The organism is Deltaproteobacteria bacterium, assembly GCA_017302835.1.
Classification (GTDB): Bacteria; Bdellovibrionota; Bdellovibrionia; order Bdellovibrionales; family Bdellovibrionaceae; genus UBA2316.
In genome coordinates this window covers 158,418-182,133 of record JAFLCC010000001.1, presented here as the reverse complement: position 1 = coordinate 182,133, position 23,716 = coordinate 158,418, and the positions used below count along the sequence as shown (strand labels likewise).

26 protein-coding genes are annotated in these 23,716 nt (G+C 36.0%); 14 read left to right on the top strand and 12 right to left on the bottom strand.

Going from position 1 to position 23,716, the window contains the following annotated elements; genetic code table 11:
• Positions 1 to 4: 4 nt before the first annotated feature.
• Entirely contained in the window at positions 5 to 1,282 is a 1,278-nt protein-coding gene (locus tag J0M15_00895) for a S8 family serine peptidase (GenBank protein MBN8535582.1), read from the bottom strand.
• 294 nt (positions 1,283 to 1,576) lie between these two features.
• On the opposite strand from J0M15_00895, the gene J0M15_00890 reads away from it, so the two are divergent.
• Positions 1,577 to 2,068, top strand: a complete 492-nt coding sequence (locus J0M15_00890; GenBank protein MBN8535581.1) for a hypothetical protein — start codon at positions 1,577 to 1,579, stop codon at positions 2,066 to 2,068.
• Positions 2,069 to 2,147: 79 nt separating this feature from the next.
• Here J0M15_00890 and J0M15_00885 read toward each other — a convergent pair whose 3' ends face one another.
• The 3 genes from J0M15_00885 to deoC are packed head-to-tail and all read right to left on the bottom strand — an operon-like array spanning position 2,148 to position 5,051.
• Positions 2,148 to 2,975 (bottom strand): purine-nucleoside phosphorylase, encoded by an 828-nt coding sequence (locus J0M15_00885; protein ID MBN8535580.1) that lies wholly within the window; start codon positions 2,973 to 2,975, stop codon positions 2,148 to 2,150.
• A gap of 21 nt (positions 2,976 to 2,996) precedes the next feature.
• On the bottom strand, positions 2,997 to 4,322 hold the full coding sequence (locus J0M15_00880) for a thymidine phosphorylase (GenBank protein ID MBN8535579.1): 1,326 nt from the start codon (positions 4,320 to 4,322) through the stop codon (positions 2,997 to 2,999).
• A gap of 39 nt (positions 4,323 to 4,361) precedes the next feature.
• Positions 4,362 to 5,051 carry a deoxyribose-phosphate aldolase gene (gene deoC, locus J0M15_00875; GenBank protein ID MBN8535578.1) on the bottom strand — a complete coding sequence of 230 codons (690 nt, stop codon included), beginning with the start codon at positions 5,049 to 5,051 and terminating at the stop codon, positions 4,362 to 4,364.
• 130 nt (positions 5,052 to 5,181) lie between these two features.
• On the opposite strand from deoC, the gene J0M15_00870 reads away from it, so the two are divergent.
• Positions 5,182 to 5,490, top strand: coding sequence for a hypothetical protein (locus J0M15_00870; GenBank protein MBN8535577.1), 309 nt, complete (start codon positions 5,182 to 5,184; stop codon positions 5,488 to 5,490).
• Positions 5,491 to 5,507: 17 nt separating this feature from the next.
• Here J0M15_00870 and J0M15_00865 read toward each other — a convergent pair whose 3' ends face one another.
• Together J0M15_00865 and J0M15_00860 are read right to left on the bottom strand one after the other, a co-directional pair.
• Positions 5,508 to 5,918 carry a hypothetical protein gene (locus J0M15_00865; protein MBN8535576.1) on the bottom strand — a complete coding sequence of 137 codons (411 nt, stop codon included), beginning with the start codon at positions 5,916 to 5,918 and terminating at the stop codon, positions 5,508 to 5,510.
• 140 nt (positions 5,919 to 6,058) lie between these two features.
• Positions 6,059 to 7,132: a type IV pilus twitching motility protein PilT gene (locus tag J0M15_00860; protein ID MBN8535575.1), complete on the bottom strand. Its 1,074-nt coding sequence runs from the start codon at positions 7,130 to 7,132 to the stop codon at positions 6,059 to 6,061.
• Positions 7,133 to 7,271: 139 nt separating this feature from the next.
• On the opposite strand from J0M15_00860, the gene J0M15_00855 reads away from it, so the two are divergent.
• The 10 genes from J0M15_00855 (at position 7,272) to J0M15_00810 (ending at position 15,966) form a co-directional block, all read left to right on the top strand.
• Complete coding sequence (locus J0M15_00855) at positions 7,272 to 8,804, top strand: Rne/Rng family ribonuclease (GenBank protein ID MBN8535574.1); 1,533 nt, start codon at positions 7,272 to 7,274, stop codon at positions 8,802 to 8,804.
• Between the two features lie 117 nt (positions 8,805 to 8,921).
• Complete coding sequence (gene rplU / locus J0M15_00850; GenBank protein MBN8535573.1) at positions 8,922 to 9,512, top strand: 50S ribosomal protein L21; 591 nt, start codon at positions 8,922 to 8,924, stop codon at positions 9,510 to 9,512.
• 47 nt (positions 9,513 to 9,559) lie between these two features.
• Positions 9,560 to 9,820, top strand: a complete 261-nt coding sequence (rpmA, locus tag J0M15_00845) for a 50S ribosomal protein L27 (GenBank protein ID MBN8535572.1) — start codon at positions 9,560 to 9,562, stop codon at positions 9,818 to 9,820.
• A 119-nt stretch (positions 9,821 to 9,939) separates the two neighbouring features.
• Positions 9,940 to 10,971: a GTPase ObgE gene (obgE, locus tag J0M15_00840; protein ID MBN8535571.1), complete on the top strand. Its 1,032-nt coding sequence runs from the start codon at positions 9,940 to 9,942 to the stop codon at positions 10,969 to 10,971.
• Positions 10,968 to 11,972: a nicotinate (nicotinamide) nucleotide adenylyltransferase gene (nadD, locus tag J0M15_00835; GenBank protein MBN8535570.1), complete on the top strand. Its 1,005-nt coding sequence runs from the start codon at positions 10,968 to 10,970 to the stop codon at positions 11,970 to 11,972. Before obgE ends, nadD begins: the two co-directional genes overlap by 4 nt.
• Positions 11,969 to 12,439 (top strand): 23S rRNA (pseudouridine(1915)-N(3))-methyltransferase RlmH, encoded by a 471-nt coding sequence (locus J0M15_00830; GenBank protein MBN8535569.1) that lies wholly within the window; start codon positions 11,969 to 11,971, stop codon positions 12,437 to 12,439. The genes nadD and J0M15_00830 overlap by 4 nt, the downstream gene beginning before the upstream one ends.
• Positions 12,440 to 12,674: 235 nt before the next feature.
• A complete protein-coding gene (locus tag J0M15_00825; GenBank protein MBN8535568.1) occupies positions 12,675 to 13,328 on the top strand; it encodes a hypothetical protein in 654 nt (217 codons plus the stop codon).
• A 63-nt stretch (positions 13,329 to 13,391) separates the two neighbouring features.
• Complete coding sequence (locus J0M15_00820; protein MBN8535567.1) at positions 13,392 to 14,066, top strand: outer membrane lipoprotein carrier protein LolA; 675 nt, start codon at positions 13,392 to 13,394, stop codon at positions 14,064 to 14,066.
• The gene (rimO, locus tag J0M15_00815; GenBank protein ID MBN8535566.1) at positions 14,063 to 15,430 is read left to right on the top strand and encodes a 30S ribosomal protein S12 methylthiotransferase RimO; all 1,368 of its coding nucleotides are present in this window, start codon (positions 14,063 to 14,065) and stop codon (positions 15,428 to 15,430) included. The genes J0M15_00820 and rimO overlap by 4 nt, the downstream gene beginning before the upstream one ends.
• A complete protein-coding gene (locus J0M15_00810) occupies positions 15,430 to 15,966 on the top strand; it encodes a hypothetical protein (GenBank protein ID MBN8535565.1) in 537 nt (178 codons plus the stop codon). Before rimO ends, J0M15_00810 begins: the two co-directional genes overlap by 1 nt.
• A gap of 52 nt (positions 15,967 to 16,018) precedes the next feature.
• On the opposite strand, the gene J0M15_00805 is transcribed toward J0M15_00810, so the two are convergent.
• On the bottom strand, positions 16,019 to 17,071 hold the full coding sequence (locus J0M15_00805) for a tetratricopeptide repeat protein (protein ID MBN8535564.1): 1,053 nt from the start codon (positions 17,069 to 17,071) through the stop codon (positions 16,019 to 16,021).
• A 60-nt stretch (positions 17,072 to 17,131) separates the two neighbouring features.
• On the opposite strand from J0M15_00805, the gene J0M15_00800 reads away from it, so the two are divergent.
• Positions 17,132 to 18,040 carry a hypothetical protein gene (locus J0M15_00800; GenBank protein MBN8535563.1) on the top strand — a complete coding sequence of 303 codons (909 nt, stop codon included), beginning with the start codon at positions 17,132 to 17,134 and terminating at the stop codon, positions 18,038 to 18,040.
• Positions 18,041 to 18,134: 94 nt separating this feature from the next.
• Positions 18,135 to 18,527 carry a DUF2203 domain-containing protein gene (locus J0M15_00795; GenBank protein ID MBN8535562.1) on the top strand — a complete coding sequence of 131 codons (393 nt, stop codon included), beginning with the start codon at positions 18,135 to 18,137 and terminating at the stop codon, positions 18,525 to 18,527.
• Positions 18,528 to 18,549: 22 nt separating this feature from the next.
• Here J0M15_00795 and J0M15_00790 read toward each other — a convergent pair whose 3' ends face one another.
• The 5 genes from J0M15_00790 to J0M15_00770 are packed head-to-tail and all read right to left on the bottom strand — an operon-like array spanning position 18,550 to position 23,679.
• On the bottom strand, positions 18,550 to 19,167 hold the full coding sequence (locus J0M15_00790; GenBank protein MBN8535561.1) for a 3'-5' exonuclease: 618 nt from the start codon (positions 19,165 to 19,167) through the stop codon (positions 18,550 to 18,552).
• A 53-nt stretch (positions 19,168 to 19,220) separates the two neighbouring features.
• On the bottom strand, positions 19,221 to 20,420 hold the full coding sequence (locus tag J0M15_00785) for a hypothetical protein (GenBank protein MBN8535560.1): 1,200 nt from the start codon (positions 20,418 to 20,420) through the stop codon (positions 19,221 to 19,223).
• Positions 20,417 to 21,733, bottom strand: a complete 1,317-nt coding sequence (locus J0M15_00780; protein ID MBN8535559.1) for a glycosyltransferase family 39 protein — start codon at positions 21,731 to 21,733, stop codon at positions 20,417 to 20,419. Before J0M15_00780 ends, J0M15_00785 begins: the two co-directional genes overlap by 4 nt.
• Positions 21,733 to 22,902 carry a helix-turn-helix domain-containing protein gene (locus tag J0M15_00775; GenBank protein ID MBN8535558.1) on the bottom strand — a complete coding sequence of 390 codons (1,170 nt, stop codon included), beginning with the start codon at positions 22,900 to 22,902 and terminating at the stop codon, positions 21,733 to 21,735. Before J0M15_00775 ends, J0M15_00780 begins: the two co-directional genes overlap by 1 nt.
• Positions 22,903 to 23,679 carry a tetratricopeptide repeat protein gene (locus tag J0M15_00770; GenBank protein MBN8535557.1) on the bottom strand — a complete coding sequence of 259 codons (777 nt, stop codon included), beginning with the start codon at positions 23,677 to 23,679 and terminating at the stop codon, positions 22,903 to 22,905. It lies immediately after the preceding gene.
• Positions 23,680 to 23,716: the final 37 nt, after the last annotated feature.

Genomic DNA, 23,716 nt, shown 5'->3' with positions numbered 1-23,716 from the left:
AAGATTAAAACCGCTTCATAAAGCTAATGGCTTTAGATAGGTTTAATCTGCCTTTTGATACCACTCTAAACTCATGATTTGGAGTTACTTCTACAGATTGGACCAGCGCTTCCTTGATTTGTACAGAAGAGGCCTTTGGAAAAGCTCCCCAAAGAACAGCCGCGGCACCTGAAACAAAAGGTGTCGCCATGCTCGTTCCTTTTAAATAATCATACTTTTCTGATGGGGTGGTGCTAAAAATTAAATCTCCAGGCGCGGCCAAATGCACTAAGTTAAAACTGCTATTGGAAAAGGAAGACATATAATCATTTTCGTTCGAAGCCCCCACGGTGATTTGCCCTGGAAAACTAAAAGAGGCAGGGAAAGAAGGAGAATAGTCCAAATCATTTCCACTATTTCCTGCAGCGACGACAATTAAAACTCCTTGATTAGAAATAGCTTGAAATGCTTCTTTCAAAGATTTAGCACAAGAGCTGTCCCCCCAGCTAGCATTGATTATTTTGGCACCTCTATCCACAACATAATTCATCGCCCTGATGGCATCACCAAGGGAGCCGGAGCCATTGTTGGTAATAAAAGGTGCAGGAATAATTTTAGCATGAGGAGCGATTCCCTTCATCAAACCATCATGATTAGAGGCAATAATCCCACTGACATGGGTACCGTGAGGATTGCTGATGGTGTATTTTTCTTCACCGGTAAAACTCATCCCGCGGTAATCATCAATAAATCCATTTTTGTCATCATCGATACCATTATCTGGAATTTCTAATTCATTAGTGTAAATTTGACTTTTTAATTGGGAATGAGATATGTCCACATAGGAATCAACAACACCCACTAAAACACCATCACCATAAAAATTTTGATTCCAAGCCTCATCGGCCTTAATCATTCGCTGTCCCCATAGTTGCTCTGGAGCGCTTGTAGCTTGCGCCGTTGAGGTTTCCGAATGAACCTTTACTGAGGAAACTTCGGAATCATTCAGAAACTTCATTTTTTTGTCATAAAAAACTTTTTTAATGCGAGGTAAATTGTTTTTAACAAAACCTTCTCTAAAGGTATCTTCATCAGAGCCTTGTTCGTAGGTAAAACTTCCATCTTCCCACAAAACCACATATTTATTTTCTAGCATTTCTGACTGACAACTAGAATTGTCAGTAGAGCTTGATTGAGAGTTCTTTTTTTCAAAAACACTCTTTGGCGTTTTGCCAGTTTCGTTTGCGCAAGAGATAAGAAATAGCGAAAACGAAAGAACCCCGATGATTTTTTTTACTTCCATGTAATCTCCCATTAGGTGGTCTTTCAATGATGTGACTAACTGAAAGTCCTTCCGGGTAAACAGATCGGAGTCATTTCCTTATTTAGGGAGTCTAAAAATAAAAATCTAGCTGAAGGTCCAAGTCTTTAAAATAGGCACTGTTATTGCTGGTTAAAGGAATTGAAAATTTGGGGCCTGTATACTTCCACTTAAATGTAGATAGGAATTTTTTTTAGAAATTATTACAGGGGTGGGCTCCAAATTGACAGGGAAAAATTTCTTAATTGTTTCGAGATTTTTTAGGGGAATCGTAAAATGATTAGTTCTATTTTTTTAAAAAAGTTATTCTATTTTTTTACGACCGGGTCTTTGTTGTTTTACATAGTTTCTATTGAAACATCCGGTCATGCCAGTTCTGAAGAAAAAGCCTTTCAAGGACTTATTTCTTGTCAAGAAAATGTCAGGAAAATAAATTCAGGAAAACCTTATACCCTGAAAGAAAAATATCAAATCTCAGTGAATAATATTTTAAGTTTAACAATAGCAGAACAAAAGGCCATTAATGCCTATATGAAAGAAATGAATACATCTTTAGTTATACAAGGTCAGTCTAATCCCATGAGAGTCTCTGCCTATAAATTTGAATCTCAAACTAACGTTTCACTTGGTTACAAGGTCGTGGTTCAAAGTTGGGATTTAAGTACGGAAGAAGCCACCTACTTTCTAGACATGGAAGGCAATATTTTATTTTTACATATTGATACTTTTGTGCCAACCAAGAAATGGCTCTGCGAAACCGAAAATTAATTTACAGAAAAACATATAAGACTTGGATGAAATTTTCGGAGGAAGAGTTAAAGAGGTTTTATTCAAAAGTCATTATAACCTAAGCTATATTTTCGACAAATTCTTTCATAAAGTGAGTGAATTTTTGTTCTACTTTTTTTGCTGTGTCGGTGACTTCTTGGTGAGAGAGTTTTTGCCTCGACAGGCCAGCAGCCAAATTGGTGATGCAGCTTAGTGCTGCGACTCTTAAGCCAAGGTGATTGGCGGCAATGACTTCTGGAACGGTTGACATGCCAACAGCTTTACCCCCGATTTGCTTTAAATATCTTACCTCTGCTGGGGTTTCATAGGTAGGGCCGCTGACTGCACAATAAATGCCTTTATGATATTTTGTAGATTGTTGTTGGAGAATTTTTTCCATTTGTTCTAACAATTTTTTATCATAGGCTTCAGTCATATCAGGAAATCGAGGTCCCAGTTCTTTGATGTTTGGACCCATCAATGGGTTATTTCCCATTAAATTAATATGATCTTCTATCAACATGAAATCACCCGGTTGCATGGTTTCGCCGAAACCACCAGCAGAATTAGTCAAAATTAAATATTCTATTCCTAAAATAGCTAAAGTTCTAGTTGGGAAAACAACGGTTTCCATGCTGTGACCTTCGTAATAATGATTTCTCCCCTGAAGAATTGCCACAGGATTGATGCCCACATGACCAAGAATTAAATTACCTTGATGCCCATCTACTGTTGGGGGCATAAAATGAGGAATATCATCGTAGCGAATTTTTGTGCTTACTTGGACCTGGTCGACAAAAGCACCAAGTCCAGAGCCAAGAATAATTCCTATTTTTGGTTTTACAGGAGATTGGCTTCGAATATAACCAACAGTTTCAGTTAATTTTTCTATCGCCGTTTTTACCAAAAGGACTCCCAACTTTTTTCTTTAAGAGGACAACATCACTTTATAGATAAGATCTTCTTTTGAAGATCTTTGCAAGGAAATTTTAAAGCATTCAATTAGCAGCTTTTCAGCAAGTGGGAATAAGCTTTTATTTGAGCCATAAAGAGTAAAAAGGGTATCACCTTCGGTTACGTGGTCGCCAGTTTTAAAATGAAATTCAATCCCCGAATGAAGATCCAAAATATCTTCTTTTTGATTTCGTCCTGCCTTTAATTGGATCAAGGCAACGCCCACTTTTTCAGTATTAACAAAGGAAAAAAAGCCTGAAGAGGGGGATTTTATTTCATAAGCAGGGGGTAGAATTTTGAATTGATTTAGATTTCCAGAGTGAAGTTCACAGAGCTCTTCAAATTTTTTTAATGCCTTTCCAGAAGATAAAAGCTCTGTAGCTTTTTGATAGGCAGCTTCATAGTTTTTATATTTTCCTGATAAAAGTATCATGTGTGCTGAAAGAACAAGACTTAGTTCCCTCGTATCTTGAAATAAATCAACTCCTAAGCTATTTTGGGACCTATTTCCTTTAAGGATTTCAATGCATTCAAATACCTCTAATGCATTTCCTGCAAATCTTCCAAGTGGTTGATTCATATTTGTCAACACAGCTGTCACCTTCTTTCCATAACCCGTTCCAATATTCATTAATTGGCGAGCTAATTCTTCAGCTTTTGATAAATCTTTCATAAAAGCACCAGAGCCAACTTTTACATCCAAAACTAAACCATTTATGCCTTCTGCTAGTTTTTTCGACATGATACTAGCGCAAATCAGAGGGATGCTTTCTACGGTGGAAGTGACGTCTCTTAAGGCGTATATTTTTTTATCAGCAGGGCAAATTTCTCTGGTTTGTCCAATAAAACAAATATGATGTTTTTCTACATTCTCAACAAATTGTTTCAAAGTTAGCTGCGTATTAAAGCCAGGAATAGATTCAAGTTTATCTAAGGTTCCACCGGTATGTCCCAAGCCTCTGCCAGAAATCATAGGAACGAGAATTCCTGCCGCAGCAACAATAGGACCAAGAATCAAACTTGTTTTATCTCCCACTCCTCCGGTAGAATGTTTATCGACTCTAAAGGTGTCTATACTTTTAAAATTAACAACTTGACCAGAATGAATCATTGATTTTGTTAAGTATAAAATTTCTTCATCACTTAAGCCCTGAAAATAGACCGCCATCAACCATGCCGACATTTGATAATCGGGAATTTCATTTCGAGTGTAAGCTTGAATTAGAAAATCTATTTCAGATTCTGAATGACAGAAGCCATTTCTTTTTTTCTTGATTAACTCTGATGGTAAATAAGTCATTAAAAACCCCTGCTGTTCTTTTTTATTTCTAAAATGGAATTAGTAACCTTGTTTTGATTCAAGACCTTTAAGTATTTCAACCCCAGAGCTAGTACCAAGCCTTTCCGCACCAGCGGAAATAAAAGCCATGGCTTGGGCAAGGTTTTTAATTCCACCGCTGGCTTTTACTTTTGCATTATTTCCAACAATACGTTTCATCAATTGAACGTCTTCTATGGTAGCTCCCGCAGTTGAAAATCCAGTTGAGGTTTTTACAAACTGAGCTCCCCCAGCAAGAGAGGCCTCGCAGGCTTTGATTTTTTCATCATGGGAGAGTAAGCAGGTTTCAAAAATGACCTTTACGGTTTTTCCCTTGGCAGCGGCGACAACCGTTTGAATATCTGAGACAACAAATTCAAATTGATTGTTCTTCAAAAAACCAAGCTGTAAGACCATATCTATTTCACTTGCACCATTTTCAACACACCAAGAGGTTTCAAAAGCCTTGCTTTGACTTGACATGGCGCCAAGGGGAAATCCAATAACGCTACAAACTTTAACCTCCGAATTTTTAAGTAAAGACGAACACAAAGGAACCCAGACAGAGTTGACGCAAACAGAGTAGAAACGATTATCTACAGCCTCCATACATAAATTTTTAATTTGTGATTCAGTTGCTTCTGGTTTGAGCATGGTGTGATCGATATATTTTGCTATATCATAATTAGTTTTACTGAAATTTGTATCCATATTCTGCTGGGTCTCCGAATTTTCTCTGATTGGGGTTAAGAATCTATCTAAAAATAAGTTGGACAGCTCTTAATTTACCCCTGGGTAAAAGGAATTGTCAAAATTGAATGTTCAATGATAGGTTGGTGAAATGAAAAACGTCATTCTAAGGATTCTTTTTTTTAGTACCATTTTGTTTCTTTGGTCACAAAACAGTTTAGCGCAGAGCGGATTAAACTCTTCAACTGTTAAAAGAACCACCGCAACCGTCTTATTTACAAGTATTGGTGGCGGAGTTTTGGGATTAAGTACATTGAGTTTTTATGGAAAACCCCAAGAGCACACTGATAATATCACTATAGGCGTTCTCTTAGGGCTTATAACCGGAGTCGGTTATGTTGTTTATGATAACAACCGTCAACCAACAGCCATGGTTACCTTGTGGCAACACAATTGGTAGACTTTCTTTTTTGTGTATTAATTAAAGCGGCATTCTCCTGAGTTAAAGAAAAAAGTTGAAGGAGTCGTTCTAGAATATTGAACATAGTAAAGTTTTAAGCCACCAGAGTCGGCAGAAAAATTAAGTGAAAATGCTTTTGGCGTTCCGGCAGTAAAAGAAAAATTATTATAACTCCAATTAGTATAACCTTCAAAAAGATAAGGCGCTTCTATGTTGAGGCCTTGTGATCTAAAGAAACCAACCAGAATATGATTTAAACGTAGTTCGCCGTTAGTATTGTAATAGGAAGGGGCACCAAAATAGCTAACTTCTAAAGCTGCTCCGGTGGCTTGATTCAAACAGGTAAGTTTATTGCTCGCACTGGAAATCATAGAAAATAAAAATGTTGCCAGAGCTAAAATGGTTCGTATTCGTAAAAATTTGCTCATGGGTTCTCCTTTTTTATAGGGAATCCCGAATCATAATTGAAAGACTAGATTCAAGTGTTTAAATCGAAATTATAAATAGTTCAACAAAAAGGAAATTTCACATGATAGTATTTTTTACAACCCATTTTAGAATGCTTTTACTAGCTTGATTTTTTGACGGACGCTACTGAGGACGAAGATTCACTTTCTTTTCCTAAAAAGGTCTTAGCATCAGCACTGGATACCTTTCCTTTTTTTACTAGATCTTCGATATATTTTTCAAAAGTAATCATGCCCAGAGAAGTTCCTGTTTGAAGAGCTGATGGGATTTGGTGAATTTTGCCCTCCCTGATGAGATTGGCAATGGCCTTTGAGTTTCTTAAAATCTCGTAGGCGGCAATTCGTCCCTGTCCGTCAGCTCGAGAAAAAAGAGTTTGAGCCACAATTCCACGTAAGCTTTCAGAAAGCATGGTTCTGATTTGAGATTGCTGTCCAGAAGGAAAAACATCGATAATTCGATCAATCGTTTTTGCAGAATTATTCGTATGTAAAGTTCCAAAAACAATATGACCCGTTTCTGCGGCAGTCAGAGCTAATGAAATGGTTTCAAGGTCTCGCAACTCTCCCACTAAGATAATATCTGGATCTTCTCGCAGCGCTGCTTTGAGGGCATTGGCAAAAGATTTGGTGTGGGAGCCGACTTCTCTTTGGTTCACGATGCACTTGATATTTTGATGCACAAATTCGATGGGATCTTCAACCGTGATAATATGCGATTCAGAGCTTAAGTTTATTTCGTGAATCATGGCAGCTAGAGTTGTTGATTTTCCAGAACCAGTTGGACCCGTCACAAGAATCAAACCACGATCACAATCCAACAAATCCAGAATCCCTTGGGGAATATTGAGCTCTTGAGCTGATTTGATTTTTTCTGGGATAATCCTGAAAACACCAGCAAGTCCTTTTCTCTGCATGAAAACATTGCATCTAAATCTAGCCACGCCCTGTAGAGTATAAGCGCAATCCAACTCCCATTTTTCAACAAAGGATTTTTTTTGCTTTTCAGTTAAAATTTCAAAAAGCAAACCTTGAACTTCTTGGCTGTTTAATTCTTTATAATTTAGAGGCATCATTCTTCCGTGTAGTCGCAAAAAAGGAGGTGCCCCACTGGTGATATGTAAATCTGATGCTCTTTGTTCAACCATGATTTTGAATAAATCATCTATTGCTGCCACAGCTAACTCCCGGTTAATGTAGAATACATAATATCTTTAATGTATGACTTATCGGTATTATTTTAATACAATAAACCTCGACGGGTGTTTTAGGGTTTTATTTAAAACAAATCTGGACTGCTAATTTTTAGGAGCCAATATGTCTGCTGAAATTTTGATTAATGTAAGACCACACGAGACAAGGGTGGCTTATGTTGACTCTGGGGTCCTTACGGATTTGAAAATTGAAAGAAAAACATCTCCAACTTTGGTAGGAGCTATTCATCGAGGAACTGTTTTACGTGTTTTGCCAGGCATGCAGGCAGCGTTTGTGGATATAGGTCTAGAAAAGGCAGCTTTTCTTTATGTTGGAGATATCAGGGAAGACCTAGACTCAGATAGTTATCCCCTTTCAGACTTAGATAGGGAAGAACCACTTTCAGAGACAATTTATGATGAAGAGGGTATTCCGCAAAAGAATGACAACAAAACACCAATTCAAGATTTACTCAAAGAAGGGCAGTCCATCTTGGTTCAAGTGGCGAAGGATCCCTTAGGCACCAAGGGAGCGAGGCTTACGACCCATATTTCCTTACCAGGAAGATTTATTGTTTACTTGCCAACTATTAGGCATTTAGGAATTTCTCGTAGAATTGAAAATGAAGAAGAGCGTGAAAGGCTCAAGGAATTAGTTCAAAAAATCAACCCAACCGGAGGGGTCATCGTCAGGACAGCCGGGGAAGGTGCCACTGCAGAAAATTTAAGATCAGATATTGAGTATCTAGATAGGCTATCAAAAGAGATCCTTAAAAATTATGAAAAGAAAAAAACCCCAGGGCAGATCCATCAAGAGATGGATGTGGAATTAAGAGCCCTCAGGGACTTAATGAGTGAAGTGGTAACTTCTGTTTGGGTTGATGATGTGGAAGTTCACAAAAAAGTAACTAAATTTGTTTCGCAACTGATGCCTAAATATAAGCAAAATATTATTCTTTATGAAGAGCCAAAGCCTTTGTTTGATTTGTATAATGTCGAGTTAGAAATATCTCGATCGGTGGACCGAAAAATATGGTTAAAATCGGGTGGATATATTGTTATTGATGAAGCGGAAGCACTTGTAGTTATTGATGTGAACACGGGTCGATTTGTCGGGAAAAAAGACTTGGAAGACACCATTTTAAAAACGAATTTAGAATCTGTTAAAGAGATTGCTCATCAATTAAGAATACGAAACTGTGGCGGGATTATTATCATAGACTTTATTGATATGGAAAAAGACAGTCATCGGGAAAAAATCATTGAAGCTTTAAAGGAAGAAATTATTAAAGATAGAGCCAAAGTCAATGTTTTATCCATGTCCTCTTTGGGTCTGGTAGAGATGACTCGAAAAAGAATTCGCCCAAGCTTGATTAAAATACTGTGTGAACCCTGTAGTTACTGTGATGGGAAGGGCTATATTAAAAGAAAATCAACAGTGGCAAATGAAATTTTCAGAGAACTAGAGCGAGAAGTTGGAATGGTTGAAAACCAGAAGAATAATTTCGTTGTTCACTGTCGGAGTGAAATAGTGGATTGGATTTATGAGTTCGAGGGCGAGACCCTTGAACAATTAGAACGAAAATTAAAAAAATCAGTCGCTTTTAAAATTGAGCCTAATTATCATCTTGAACAATATGAACTATTTATAATGTAAAAATCTAAATATTCATTGACCCCTATATTTATATGAAATAGTTTGATTAAATTATTGACAATTAATGAGCTTAGTGGCATTAACATCGAGCTTAATCCCGTTCTTGGAGGTACAAAAATGTACGCAGTTATTCGTACTGGTGGAAAACAATATACAGTAAAACCCGGTGATGTTTTGCAAGTTGAGAAGCTTGAACAGCAATTAGGATCAGAATTTAACATTAGCGATATTTTGCTATTAGGTGGAGATGTAACTCATGTAGGCCAGCCAGTGGTTAAAAATGCCTCTGTAACTGTTGTGGTAACTAAGCAAGCCAGGAGCCCAAAGGTCATTGTTTTTAAAAAGAAAAGAAGACATTCATTTAGAAAATTTAAAAGTCACAAGCAACCTTTTACTGAGTTATTTGTTAAAGCGATCACTTCTCCAGAAGGAAAAACAGAAACAACAGAAGCTCAACCAAAGATTTCTGATATGGCGGCATTAAGAGCTCAAAGAATTCAAGATAAAGTTGAGGCGAGAAAAGCAAAGGTGCAAGCTGGATTAAAGGCCAACAAAGCAACAGCTCTAGGTGAAGATGAAACAAAAAAAGTGTCTTCCAAAAAGAAGACAGCTAAAAAAGTAACCAAGAAAGCGACGCCAAAAAAAGTTGCGAAAAAAACAGAGGCGAAAAAATCGGCTGTAAAAAAAGCTACAAAAAAATCGACATAAAAGTAGATATTTAAAATATTATTGGGAATTATTGATAGGAGTGAGAAATGGCATCGAAAAAAGCTGGTGGTAGTACCAAGAATGGTCGCGATTCGCAGTGTAAAAACCTAGGTGTTAAGAGGTTTGGAGGGCAATCAGTTCTTCCAGGTACTATTCTTGTAAGACAGCGTGGAACAAGATTTAATGCTGGTAATAATGTTAAAGTTGGAAGAGATTGGACAATTTACTCTGTTATCGAAGGAGTTGTAAAATTTGAAAGAGCTTCGAAGGAAAAATTAAAAGTTTCAGTTTATCCTAAAACAGCTTAAAAATAGAGTAATCTTTAGAAGAGACCTAAAAGCCTATAAAAATTGTAAAATTTTAAAAAGGGAGTTTCATACTCCCTTTTTCTTTACAAATAGGTTAAAAAAAATTGGCGGTATTGGTCATGAAATTTATTGATGAAATTAAAATATTAGTTGGATCTGGGCACGGAGGTGCTGGTTGCGTCAGTTTTAGAAGAGAATCTGGAACCCCTCGCGGTGGACCTGATGGTGGTGATGGCGGTCGAGGTGGGGACCTCATTTTAAAAATCAGTCCTCATTTAAATTCTTTAGTCGATTTCAAAGCCAACAAAAAATATATTGCCAACAATGGTTCTCCAGGGGAAGGGGCTCGTTGTTCTGGAGCAAATGGAATGGATCTTGTTCTTTTGGTTCCTAAGGGAACCATTGTAAAAACAGAAAACTCTGAAGTATTAGTCGATATGGCAGAGCACAATGAATTTGTTTTATTAAAGGGTGGACGCGGGGGAAAAGGAAACCACTTTTTTAAAACTTCCGTCAATCAAGCGCCTGAACACGCTCAACCAGGAGAAGAAGGTGAAGAGAGAGAAGTGACTCTTGAGCTCAAGCTCATTGCTGATGTCGGAATCATTGGATTTCCTAATGCTGGAAAATCAACGCTTATTTCTAGGATTTCAGCGGCGAAACCAAAGATCGCAGATTACCCCTTCACGACGCTGGCTCCTAATCTTGGAGTTGTCAAAGCAGCTGATTTTAAGACATTTGTTGTGGCAGATATTCCTGGACTTGTAAAGGGCGCTCATCAAGGAGTTGGCCTCGGGATACAGTTTTTAAAGCATATTGAAAGGACCAAGTTTTTTATTCATTTGATAGATGCTTCTGGGTTGTCAGGTAGAGATCCCCTTCAGGATTACTTGGATTTGATCTACGAGCTAGAGATGTATGATAAAAAAAATCAAGACAAAGTTGATTTTTTTCCTTTAACAGGGAGACCTCAGTTTGTCGTTTTAAATAAAATTGACACTCTTTCAGAAGAGGAATTATCAATTTTAATTTCAAAATTTAATAAACAGTTTAATGTCAAAGTTATTGCGATATCTGCGTTTACAGGAAAAAACATTAAAGATTTACTTCAGTTCTTAACCGATAAATTATTTAATCAGGAAAATATATGAAAATTGGAATTTTTGGCGGTTCATTTAACCCACCCCACCTTGGACATATTAATGCTTTGGAAACAGTAAGAAGGAAATTGGGCCTTGATAAAATTGCCATCGTTCCCAATCATCAAAACCCTCTTAAAACCCCAGTTGAAGGACCTAGTTCAAAGCAAAGACTGGAAATGTTAGCAAAAGCCATTGAAGGCTATGACAAATATTTCTTAGTCGATGATCAAGAAATCAGAAGAGGGGGCTTGAGTTATACAATAGACACTATTAAGGAATACAGAAAAACTTATAAGCCAGAAGAGATTTATTTAATTATTGGAGTTGATAATTTAGAAAATCTATATAAGTGGAAGGACTATTTAACCTTAATAAACGAAACAAATCTGGTTGTAACGACCAGGTCTGGATATCATTTGCCACAAAGCTTTTCTGATCTTCCTAAGTTTTTACAACCTGTAACAAACGAAATTGAGTTTAATTTTTTAGACTTAAAAAATGGAAGAAGTATTCAATTTGTTTCCTTAAATGATGTCGAAATTTCCTCTACAGAGTTAAGAAAAAAGTTAAGATCAGGACGTCCGGTAATAAAATACCTACCACTTGGTGTTGAGAATTATATTAAAGAAAATCAAATATATCGTGAACAAGGGCTCAAAGTTAAAGACTATGCTCAGTTTACCCAGTTTTGCTCTAAACAGCTCAATGAGAAGAAGGCTGTTAATATTGCAGCCTACGACTTAACAAGTTTATCATCCTCTTCAGAGTACACGCTGATCGCTTCGGGGACGTCCACTCGACATGCCATTTCCTTGGCCGAAGGATTAACCCAAGCAGTAAAAGAAGAGTTTAATCTATTGCCTCAGAGTGTTGAGGGAACGGGTGAAGGTCGTTGGGTGGTTGTTGATTACGGGTCTTTAATTGTTCATGTTTTTTATGATTATGTGAGACAAGAATATTCTCTAGAGAAATTATGGAAAAATGCTAAGGCAATGAATTTAGAAGAATGAAGTTTATTTTCTTAAATCTTCAGTCTGCCAAAGAAGAATGGTCTGATCAAGCTATTCAGTTGTATCAAAAAAAAATAAGTCATTTTGTTAAACTTGAAATGAAAACAATAAAGGGTGAAAACTTTAATCGAAGTTTTAAAGAGGCTCGTGTAGAAAAAGAATCTCAAAAGATATTTGATTTTCTAGAAAAAGACGATTTTTTAATTGTCTTTGATGAAAAAGGAAAGTCCTTAAATAGCTTGGATTTTTCTAAAAATATAAATTTAATATTAAATTCAGGAAAAAAAAGAGTTGTGTTTTTAATCGGTGGTGCGTTTGGCCTTAGTGATGAATTAAAAAAAAGAGCGAATCTTAATGTTTCGTTATCAAATTTAACATTTAATCATTTAATAGCTCAGTTAATTGTTCTTGAACAAATTTATCGGTCATTTTCAATACTCAACAATCTGCCCTATCATAACGAATAGTCTTATAAGGGCCTGTAACAAAACAAGGTATACAATTTAATTTAATCTTTTTGTCCATGCCTTATTTTGCTAAAGACCCTATCGCGATTTTTTTCTCGAACTTGTGGTTATAGTTTCAGTCACAGCCATATTTTCGGAAATCAAATCAGTTTAGGTATCTTTAAAACTGAGTGAACAAAGGACTTTGATTTGAATAGACTTCTTTCGCGATTATCGCGATTGGGGTGCCCATAAAATGATAAAACTAAAATCATATTTATATTATGGAATAAAAAACTGTGCAAATTGTGGTTCCTATCGAGCCAGAGAATCCTTGCTTTGCTATATCTGTGAAGAAAATCTATTTAAATACTCCTGCCCCAATGGGATTCATATTCATAAAATCAACAATATAACCTGCTATTCTCTTTTTTTATGGGAGAGAGATCAAAATAAAATTTTAAATAAACTAATTCTAGAACTTAAGGGGACGGCAAAAAAAGATGCTTGGCTCTTTTATGCCAGGGTTATGTATTACGAACTAGTTCACTTATTAAAGCGTCAAGATAAACTAATCATTGTTCCTTGTCCCAATTTTTCACAAAAAGATGATCACTCGGCTTTATTGGCGAAAGGACTATCTCGATTTTTAGATTGCGAAGTGATCCGGGGGATCCATGTAAAATCTTCACTGAAAAGCAAGGAGCTTTCCAAGGTCGAAAGATTAAATAATCTAAAGGATCGTTTTGAAGCTAAAAACGAAATTATTGAAAAAATTACGGGAAAAGATAAAATTAATATCTTGTTTGTAGATGACGTCATCACAACGGGAGCTACTTTATTAGCCATGAGTGATTTCTATAAAGAATTTCAATCAATTATAGGTATCTCCCTTGCATTTAGAAGATGAAATAAAAATCAATATTTGCTATGATCTCCAAACTTAAGATATTCAAAAGGCTCTTGGTAAATTATGAAAAAGTTGTCGTATCAAAAAAATCTGTTCAGTATGTTTAGTCTGTTTGTTTTTTTTATTGGGTTATTTCAGGGCATTGGTTCTTATGCCACAACCAAATCAAGTCTTTTTGAGGTTGCTTCTAAATATAGAAAAACAGGTTTAGTTACTATTCATTTTACAAAAACGGTGAAATCAAACCTATTAGGTAAGGAGTCTAAGTTTAAAGGAACCATTTATCTGGGCGCTAGCAAGTTCAGGATGAATGTTGAGGAACCAGAAAAAAATCAAATTATATTCGATGGAAGTACTATTTGGAACGTTCAATTTCCCCCCAAGGAGCTTCCAGGTCCTGTTCAAGTTGCAAAAGCCAAGTTAGATAAGAACTCTAAAAAACAAATACTCATTTCCACTTTGATTTCAAAAGATGGGTTGCAGAAAAACTTTAAAATTAACAAAGAAGAAAAACAAGATTTTACTACAAAGTATTTTTTAACACCTCTTAATCCTGAGCTTAACCTTAAATCTTTAGAAGTGAATGTAAAAGAAAGTAAATTTATTTCACTTACCTATAAAGATGATGTTGGAAATTTAACACAATTAGATTTTGAAAAAACAGAGTTTTCATCAAAAACAAACGTTAAAATATTTAAATATAAACCAAGTAAAGAGGATCAGGTAACCAATTTATGAAAAATGAAGAAACAACTAAAAATAAAAAAGTTCATTTTATAAGTTTGGGATGTCCAAAAAATTTGGTTGATTCAGAAATTATGGCAGGAACATTAATAAACGATGGGTTTGAAGTGGTCGGAGATGAAAATCTTGCAGATACAGTTATCATTAACACCTGTGGTTTTGTTGAAGATTCTAAAAAAGAGTCTCTCCAAAAAATAATAGAAATGGGTCAACTAAAAAAAGAGGGTAAGATCAAAAGGATCGTCGTGGCAGGTTGTTTGACACAAAGATATAAAAAAGATCTTGTTGATGACCTTCCAGAGGCAGATTTGTTTGTAGGTTCTGGAGAGTTTCAAAACATTGATAAAATATTGAAGAATAACAGTACTGGCAACACTCAGAAAACATTTTTTAATTTGCCAACCTACCTTCAAGAGGAAAATACACCTAGAGTCAATTCCCAGCCAAGACACCGGGCGTATTTGAAAATTTCTGAGGGCTGTTTGAAACGATGTGCTTTTTGTGCCATTCCTCTTATTCGTGGAAACCTCCAATCCCGAACGATTAAGAATGTTATAAATGAGGCAAAGTTACTAGTAGCAGGGGGAGTAAAAGAAGTAATGATTATTTCCCATGATTTTACGGATTATGGTTGGGATTTAAGGAAAAAAGACTCAAGCGCCAAAGAGTCGCCCTTAGAACTTTTAAAAGCCCTTGATCAAGTAGATGGATTGAAGTGGATTCGATTATTATATTTGTATCCAGATGGGATCACATCAGAAATGATAAATGTGATAAAAAAATCGACTAAAATTGTAAAGTACTTTGATATGCCACTTCAGCATATTAATAATGAAATGCTTAAAAAAATGAATCGAAAAATGACCAGATCCGAAATTGTTAACGCCTTAAGCTTAATCAGATCTGAAATCCCTGATGCGGTTATAAGAACTCAGTTTATTGTTGGTTTTCCAGGAGAAACTGAAGAGCAATTCGAAGAGTTGTTAGAGTTTATTTCTGAACAAAAATTTGATCGGGTTGGATGCTTTATGTACTCCCCAGAAGAGAATACTCCTGGAGGCAAGATGCCCGATCAAATTTCGACTTCTGTTAAAAAGAAAAGATACAATAAATTGATGAAACTTCAGCAAAAAATTTCCTTAAATGCCCATAGAAGCTTTATTGGAAAAGAGATTGAAGTTTTAGTTGAAGGATTTAGTGAGGAAACAGATTTGTTATTACAGGGAAGAAGTTCACAACAGGCACCAGATATTGATGGAGTTGTTTATATTAATTCTGGAAATGCAAAGGTTGGCGATCTTGTAAAAGTGAAAATTACGGATAGTATGGAATACGATTTGATCGGCGAGATGGTGTAATGAAAGAATTGGTTATCGTTTGGATTGAAAGCTATGGCTTGGCTTTGAAAATCGCTAATCTCTTTGCTAATAAGGGCGGTGAGCTTCTCGATTGTTCAATTATTGGAACTTGGTCCCAGGTCCTGGTGAGAACTGATAATGTCATTGATGCAGAGAATATTTTTTTAGAAATATCAGAAAAGATACCCTTCAAAAAAAAGATTTTGAAAGATATAGATCCAATAATTATTGATGCTTATTTAAGTTTGTCCGGCGAAAAAATAAAAGACTTTATTTTTGTTGTTGAAAGCGAATTTCTTGGGGATAGCTTAGAATTTTCACAAAAAATGATAAAAGAAGAATTAGCAATAGTGGATTTTAGGTTGCTTAGATTTCAGACTCCCAAGACCATTACTGTTTTTACGGGTAATCAAAATCAACTAGACAAAGCGTTATTAATTTCACAAAATTACTTGGCTCAAATGGAAAGTAAAATGAGTATGACCGTAATAAGAGAAGTTAATTCACATATAAAAAATTTATTTCATTTAGATTGATAAAATCAACCGAAACTAACGTGAACACCTTCTTGGCCACGAAAAAAGTCTCCTAGTTGCCGCAGATGTCAGAAAGTTTTTCAAATTTTTTTGCCCAGTCTAGCTGTTTAGCATTTCTCGCCTGAACGGCAGCCTTTCTGCCAATGATTGAATTTTTTTTATTAAACAAACATGCCTTTTTCAAAGAGGCATAGGACTCATCAAATTTTGAAAGCTGATACCCTGCGGTTGCCAGTCCCGCCCAACATCGTTCTTCATCCGCTTTTAATTTACTACAAAGAGAATAGTGTTTATAGGCTTCGATATAATTTTTCTGCTCTTCTAAGAGGAGGGCGTATTGATATTGAGCCATATCAGAAGAAGGAAATTTAGTTGCTGCCGTTTGTAACTGGCTTTTAGCCTTCTCTAGATCATTTATATTTTTATAAATTAGGCCCAAATTGATATGGTTGTCTGGGAACAAAGGATCTAAATTGATGGCTTTATTGCAGAACTCAATGGCGGCATCATTGCTGGCATCTTTTGTGTTTATATCGCAAAGTTGATTCAAGTAATGGGGCTTTTCTCCTATTTTTTTTATCAGATCCAAATAAATCAGTCTTAATTCATAGAAGTTTTTGTTTTTTAGATAAATTTCTGCAAGACCCTCTATGGCTGGCGAATATACGGGATTTATATCGTTAGCTTTCTTAAAATATTCTTTGGCTTCTCTGGCTTTATTTTTTTTTAATAGATTTAATCCAATATAGGTAAGTGCTTCTTCATCCTTAGCATCCTTTGCAATCATTAGGTTGGCAGCCCTGATTGACTCGGAATATTCCTTTGCTTGGTAATGGGCTTTAACCAATAAAAGCATTTCAGGACGTGAAAGTGATTCAATTTTACCCCAAAGAAGTGAAGTTACTTTGGCGTATTCTTTTTTTTGGAACAAGGCGCTGATTTCAAGGAAGAAGGGAGTTGGTTTAATTATTGGTACTGTATTATTTTGAGATTTCTCTTCTTTTTTTATAGCAGTTGGCGGGATTTCTTCGTCAAGGGTTAATTCTTCTTCTGAATAAACCGAAAGACTTGATAAGATTAAAAAGAGGGTAATTTTTTTACTCATTAATGAATTGTATTGGGTAAATTATTTATGGTCGAGTCTAGAAAATGGATAAATTTAAAAATGATGTCAAATAGAGGTCAGGGAACCGTCGAGTATATTCTTTTGCTCGTTATTACAACATCTATGATTTTGCTGGCGTTAGGACAAATATTTAGACCGATGCAAAGTTTTTTGAAAGATTTTATGGGAACTTATGTTGCCTGCATGCTGAGTTCTGGTGAACTTCCAAGCATTCATTCTGAAAATAAATTAAAAGATGTAGATTCACAGTGTTCATTTAAATTTGAAGGCAGTGGTTCTCTTGCTAATAATGGATCGAGCGGTGGTGGCTCGGCAGTTGGAGAATCTACCAAAAATGGAAAAAATTCACTAACAGACAGCAATGCCGGAGGCAATCAAAGTAATAACAAAAATAGCGCAAATAATAATTCAAAAAAGGATTCAGGAAAAGGTTCTGGGAGTTCAGATAGTTCTGGTGGATCCCAAAGCGCAAACAGTTTTGCCGGATCTCCAAGTAGAAATTCTCTGTTTGGCAGGAAGGGGTCTGGTTCCACAGACTCAGGCAGTGGACTTGACGGAGATGCCGGTGCCGGTGGAAAAAAACGATATGTTAACGGTCTAAATAAAAAAGAAGATCGTTTTATTAATTCGAGCAATCAAAGACAAGCCACATCATCCAACGGTAGGGGAATTGCTGTTTTTGGTTACACTGAAGAAATGAGCGACAAACAAGAAAGAAAAATACAATCTGAAGCCAGGGTTGTTGCAAGATTGGACGAAGGAATGGTGCAAACTTCGCAAAAAAAAGTCGCTATAAAACCTCCAACAACGGTTATAAAAATAGAAGCTAAAGATGAAGAAATGTCCTTGGGTGCCTATCTAAAATATCTACTGATTGCAGTTATCATTTTGTTAATTGTGATTTTGGGAGGTGGACAAATGTTTGAAATGTCCAAAAGCTATGATTAACCCAACGCCTTGTGACATTTAAAAAATATTCAAAACAGCTTAAACTTTTATTAAAACTCTTGAAACTCAAGAAACTATAATACATAAACAAAAAGTGAAAAATATATTTGAGATAAATTCCCCAAAAAAGATATTTACCTTTAATGAGGCACAAGAACTTTTACCGCTTATTTATAAACTGACGGAAGAGTATAGTCGAAAAGTAAAAAAACTAATTAATCAATTAGAAGCATATCCAAATAAACAAAGTGAACGCGCAAAAGAAGTGGAACAATTAATCAATTTTTTGATTGATCAATGGCAAAATAAACTAGAAAGATTGGGAGCTAAACCAAAGGGTCTGTGGTTAGCTGATTTTGACAGTGGTTCTGGATACTATTGTTGGAAATATCCGGAACCAAGAATTCAGTTTTTTCACGGTTATAATGAAGGATTTTCAGGTCGAAAAAGCATTGAGTTAAAACAATTAGAATCAATTCCCTTATAAACGCGACTTTCTAGACAGGCCCTTACATCAAAGAAAGTAAATCTAACTGTTTTGGCTGCCTAATGATTTCTGGAAATTTGAATTCTGGTTTTCCGGTCAAAGCAACGAGATTTTCAACTCTAGGAAGCTGTCCACCCACAGAGATTCTTTGATAGAGTTCCACAAAAAGTTTTCCACAATAAGTAGCATCGGCTTCGGCCCTGTGAAAATCTGAATTTGGAATTTTTAGGTGTTGCACCAGGGTGCCCAACTTATAATTGGGCAGACCAGGGAAAATTTTTCGAGCTATACTTAAAGTATCTAGAACAATCCCTTTGGGCGTTGCGATTTCATATTTTTTATAATCAGAAACAAGGAATTGAGCATCGAAGGCAGCGTTGTGAGCTACTAATAAATCATCTTGGCAAAATTCTGAAAAAGAAGGAAGCAATTCTTCGATAGTTGGTTGGTTCTTAACCATATCATCTGTAATCCCATTGACTCTTGAGGCGCCTATGGGAATAGGTTTTTGTGGATTAACTAAGATAGAATAAATAGCCTCCACTTGAGCATTTACAAATCTAACAGCGCCAATTTCAACGATGCCATCAACTCCAGGTAAAATTCCCGTAGTTTCAAGGTCAAAAGCAATAAATCTCATAAGTCCTCCTATTGAAAAGAAGATGATTGCCGAATTTATATAGATAGATTTTTTTAGTCAATAACATAGAATGGGTTGGTATAAATCCATGAAATCCATGTACGCGCGTCAGGAAGAGGGAGATAGGGACTCACTCGGACCTGTACTCTGTAGGTTCCAGATTCTCTAATTGGGAATTCTACTGAATCGTCATTGTAGGTAGCGTATCTTTGTCCATTTCGATAGATCACAATTTCAAAAAAATGGAGTGGCTTAGTGGGGAGTTTTATTTTAAGGACTAAGTTTTTATTTTTTTTGACTTTTGATCCAATAGAAAAATTTTTTGTCAGATCTTCTAGATAGCATAGGAAGCCTGTGCTATTTCCAAGTAAATCAAAAGCTAAATAAAAGTTTCCATTTTTTAAAGCTTGAAAAATTTTAGCGCGATCTGTTTTCGAGTTTCCAGTTAGTTCAGACCTTAAAACGACATGGGTTGAAAAAATATCAAAGGTTCTTTGGTAAGAAGGAAACTTAATTAAGTAGTTAGCGATGGGAATGGTTCTGGCAGAGGCTTCAGAGCCAGCATAACCAAAAAAATGTGAATGTAGATTTGCATCAAAGAGATTTAATTCGTCAGTAGGCTCATTAAAAATTCTTCCGAAGGCTAGCCCGTTATTAAATGGATAAATAAGAAGGCTCCAAATAGTTGATAACTTAGAGGAGGCCCAAGATTTATTCGTTAGACTTTTAAGATTAATAAGCTCGATACCATCGATCCCAGAGGGCAGCTCTCCGTTCCAAATAAAGCCCTTTTCAGAGGGATGAGCTAGAATAATAAGATGGTCTTTGTTTTCTTTTTGTGACAAAAGATCTGCAATTTTTATTTGGGCCTCTCCAAGGGAGTTTCCTAAAGGTTCTTTACTCAACGAATAGACAATAAATCGAGAGTCTAGATAGCTTATTTTTTGTCCGATAAGGACTAAGGTATGGTCATGGTAACCTTCAAAACCATAGGGAGGATTAAAATAATTTAAATCAGTAAACATAATGAAATCAAGTTTTGATAACTGTGCTGATTTAATAATTTGAGTTATAGGGCTAGATCCTATACTCAAATTTGAGTGAACATTAAGAATCCCTTTGTAATCATAAAATAGAGCATTGTTTTTGATTTTGAGAGAGGGATTAACAATACTAATGTCATTTTGTGAAATATAAAATCCATAAACAAAATAAATAAGTGAAAAAGAGGTAAGAAAAATAAAAACCTTCATTTGATAACTACTTTTTCAATGACATAATTTCTTTCTAATTTTTTGGCTACAGTAATGGTAGGTTTCATTTCTAATAACCAGTCCGGGTATTCATTTGTTATTTCTTTGAAGACATAAAAGACACTAGGAAAGTTTTTAAAATCAATAGGAAAGGTATCAAAGAAGTCATAGCGACTGGCTCTTGGAACTTTTAATGTTTTGATCTTAGAAAAATACCAAAGAGAAGCCGAGGTTTGGTAATTGATGCCATAAAGAGGTGAAAATTCAGAATGAACATTTTTCTGACTAGAAAAGAAAAAAGGCTCAAATATTTTTCCATGGGGATAGACGCCATTAAACATGAGAGCTAGAAGAATAAGATTAAAAAAGACAAAAAAGAGTTTAATTCTTCGTAGGTAAAGGAATGAAATATCTGACAACAAAACAACGCTATAGAAAGCTGGAAAGGCCAGTATTGTCCAGTTCATTTCTACTGATGACCGAAAGCTGGTGAAAAAGAAGAACATAAGAACACCAGCTGAAAAATATTTCAAAATTCTTTGTTGCTCAGAAAGTTGTGATTTAAAAAAATAAAAAACGAAAACTGGAAAGAGTAAAATAGAATGTCCGATCAGAAATTCTATAGGCCATTGCCATTTCCAAGAAGAAGCTTGAAGGCCATGGTTTATTTGGAACGCAAAAGATTGAAAGTCATTTTGATAATTCCAGTAGATTGTGGGAAAGGAAAATATAAATCCAAATATAAAGGTCAAGATAGTCCCTTTGGAACTGATAAATCGCCACTTTTTCTCTACAGACAAATAAAAAAATCCGATAATTAGAAATAAAACAATATGATATTTAGATAGAAATCCTAGTCCTAAAGACATGCCTAAGAAACAGTAATTTATTAAATCTTTTGATTTTAGAATTCGAATAAAGAAATATAGACTGCTGCTCCAAAAAAGCATAATAGGCAAATCAGGAGTTAAAAGGATAGAACCAAATCCTAAAATAGGAGATATAAAAGTTAATAGGAACCAAGAGTAAAAATGAGTTGGAGATATTTTTAATTCTTTAAAGATATAAAACCAAAAAATATAGTTTAGATGATTGATACATATAGCAGGCCATCTTACGGCATGGCCAAAGGGCTCAAGGAAATGCCCAAGTCTAAAAAGCCAGGCGATCATTCCTGGGTGGTCAAAATAACCTAGCTGTAAATGGTGAGACCACATCCAATAATAGGCCTCATCAGGCAGAAGGGGTAAAAAATAAGCGAGGATGAGTTTTATAAAAAGTGTGGAAGTAAAAAAAATAACAAAAAGAAACACTAGAAAGAAACTCTTTTCGGTTTGCCAAGGTCGCCAGGAATTCCGAGATCTTTACCATTGACGATTAAGTTGATGGCGCCGCCATTGCTAAAATTAATTTTAACTCCCGTCGACGTTTTGATTCTCTGTGTTTGAGATGGCAGAAGCTTAAACACCTCTGCCTTTCCTGAACTCAAAATAACTTCAACATCCACGTTATCTAAAGCTTCAATGAAAACATCCACGTTAGTAGGTTTTTTGATTTCAGTGGGTGCTGCTGCGGGGGGAGTCGAAGTGGAGGTCGGAGGAGAAGATACAGGTTTTGATGGAGCCTGGGATACCGCGGAAGCTGGTACTGTGGCAGCTGGTACTGCTGCAGCTGGTGCGGTGGGAGGTGAGCTGGACGAACGAACTGACGGAATGGATTTAGTCGTAGGAGTCGGAGCTGGAGGCGTGTGGGTCGCCGTCGTAGCGGCAGGGGACGTCACTTTGGCAGCAGGGACTGGAGTTGGAGTTGGAGTTGGAACTGGAGGTGTCGGTGAGGTTGGTGGAGACACGGCGACTGCCGGGGGCAACGTCGCAGTGGTCGGTTGATTCGGCTTTGTATTTTCTTTGGGAAGAGTCACATTGTTGATTGAAATTGGAATTGGGTTCGGATTTGCGTCAGTTTCGGGGGGTGAGTTAGCAACATCCTCAGATTCTATCTTAGGAGCTTCAACCTCTAGTTCTTTTTGATATTTTTCAACAATTTTTCGAATTCCAATGAGACTTAGAAGTAAAAATATGACGAGAATCCCAATTCCAAAATTTTTAAGTTCAAATTCTTTTTTCTCTAAAGCAGCTGGGCGAGAGCTGCCAACGTCTTTATCTTCAGAAGAAGAAGCAGGAGTGGATGCTGGCAAATAACTATTCTTAGAATCGCCTCCAGGGCTGGTGGGGATTTTTTTTGGTTTTGTTGAGCCCATTTCTTCAGAAAAAATTCGAAGAACCTCGTCGGAATCTAATTTTAAAAAAATAGAATAGGATTGAACAAAACCCCGTAAAAAAGTTTTGGCCGGCAGGTTGTTTTGTTCTCCGTCTTCAATCTGTTTTAAAATTTTAGGATTAATTTTTAAGGATAAACCAATTTCATGTAATGAAAGTCCTTTCTCTTCGCGGACTTTTCGTAACAAGGCTCCAGTTTTTTTCATTTATTCTACCTTTCTTAAGATAGCCAACATACCCTTTGATTTTTCAATGTATTTCCCATTTGGATAAAGTTTTAGGACCTCTTCAAATCTAGCTATTGATTTATTCTTATCGCCCAAGCGGTAATAAGCTAAAGCACTATAGAAATGAGGTTCATCGATTAAATTTTTCTGACAAAACTCAATGGCTCTATCAAGTGCGGAAGCGGCTTCGGAATATTGTTTTAATTCAAAAATCGATTTGCCAAAGTAAGTGTGAGAATAACAATTGTCCTGCTGATTGCTAATGGCTTTGGCAAAGGCTTGTTTGGCATCTTCATAATTACCTTGTAAAAAATAATTGTAACCAAGATTGTTATAGGCACGCTCAACAGAAGTGTAAGTCAAATCAGAAAGAACAATATCCAACTCTTTTTGGGCTTCAGAATACTTGCCAACTTCAGAGTAAGCGCGAGCTAAATTATTTCTAGCGTCGGTGAACTTGGAATTAATAGCAATCGCATTACGAAAGTGTCTGATTGAAAGCTCATATTTTTCTCTCATAAAATAAGTTAAGCCGAGACTGTTTTGTATGTTCATATTTTGTGAGTCGTATTCTTCCGCAAGAAGCAGTTCCTTCAACGCCTGTGGGTAGCTGGCATTTTGATAGTAAGAGGAACCGATAGAATAATGAAGAATAGCTTTCTCTTGATTAGCTCTGAATGTAGAGCACCCATACTGGAAAAATGAAAAAATGAAAAGAAACAAACACTTACATTGAAAAGAAAATAACTTTGTCATTAGATTAAAGTTAGTGTTTTAAGAATCGGGTGTCAAC

Coding starts and splice junctions, on each gene's coding strand:
- J0M15_00895 (MBN8535582.1), bottom strand. CDS start 1,282: ATGGAAGTAAAAAAAATCATCGGGGTTCTTTCGTTTTCGCTATTTCTT.
- J0M15_00890 (MBN8535581.1), top strand. CDS start 1,577: ATGATTAGTTCTATTTTTTTAAAAAAGTTATTCTATTTTTTTACGACC.
- J0M15_00880 (MBN8535579.1), bottom strand. CDS start 4,322: ATGACTTATTTACCATCAGAGTTAATCAAGAAAAAAAGAAATGGCTTC.
- deoC (MBN8535578.1), bottom strand. CDS start 5,051: ATGGATACAAATTTCAGTAAAACTAATTATGATATAGCAAAATATATC.
- J0M15_00870 (MBN8535577.1), top strand. CDS start 5,182: ATGAAAAACGTCATTCTAAGGATTCTTTTTTTTAGTACCATTTTGTTT.
- J0M15_00865 (MBN8535576.1), bottom strand. CDS start 5,918: ATGAGCAAATTTTTACGAATACGAACCATTTTAGCTCTGGCAACATTT.
- J0M15_00855 (MBN8535574.1), top strand. CDS start 7,272: ATGTCTGCTGAAATTTTGATTAATGTAAGACCACACGAGACAAGGGTG.
- rplU (MBN8535573.1), top strand. CDS start 8,922: ATGTACGCAGTTATTCGTACTGGTGGAAAACAATATACAGTAAAACCC.
- rpmA (MBN8535572.1), top strand. CDS start 9,560: ATGGCATCGAAAAAAGCTGGTGGTAGTACCAAGAATGGTCGCGATTCG.
- obgE (MBN8535571.1), top strand. CDS start 9,940: ATGAAATTTATTGATGAAATTAAAATATTAGTTGGATCTGGGCACGGA.
- nadD (MBN8535570.1), top strand. CDS start 10,968: ATGAAAATTGGAATTTTTGGCGGTTCATTTAACCCACCCCACCTTGGA.
- J0M15_00830 (MBN8535569.1), top strand. CDS start 11,969: ATGAAGTTTATTTTCTTAAATCTTCAGTCTGCCAAAGAAGAATGGTCT.
- J0M15_00825 (MBN8535568.1), top strand. CDS start 12,675: ATGATAAAACTAAAATCATATTTATATTATGGAATAAAAAACTGTGCA.
- J0M15_00820 (MBN8535567.1), top strand. CDS start 13,392: ATGAAAAAGTTGTCGTATCAAAAAAATCTGTTCAGTATGTTTAGTCTG.
- rimO (MBN8535566.1), top strand. CDS start 14,063: ATGAAAAATGAAGAAACAACTAAAAATAAAAAAGTTCATTTTATAAGT.
- J0M15_00810 (MBN8535565.1), top strand. CDS start 15,430: ATGAAAGAATTGGTTATCGTTTGGATTGAAAGCTATGGCTTGGCTTTG.
- J0M15_00805 (MBN8535564.1), bottom strand. CDS start 17,071: ATGAGTAAAAAAATTACCCTCTTTTTAATCTTATCAAGTCTTTCGGTT.
- J0M15_00800 (MBN8535563.1), top strand. CDS start 17,132: ATGATGTCAAATAGAGGTCAGGGAACCGTCGAGTATATTCTTTTGCTC.
- J0M15_00790 (MBN8535561.1), bottom strand. CDS start 19,167: ATGAGATTTATTGCTTTTGACCTTGAAACTACGGGAATTTTACCTGGA.
- J0M15_00785 (MBN8535560.1), bottom strand. CDS start 20,420: ATGAAGGTTTTTATTTTTCTTACCTCTTTTTCACTTATTTATTTTGTT.
- J0M15_00775 (MBN8535558.1), bottom strand. CDS start 22,902: ATGAAAAAAACTGGAGCCTTGTTACGAAAAGTCCGCGAAGAGAAAGGA.
- J0M15_00770 (MBN8535557.1), bottom strand. CDS start 23,679: ATGACAAAGTTATTTTCTTTTCAATGTAAGTGTTTGTTTCTTTTCATT.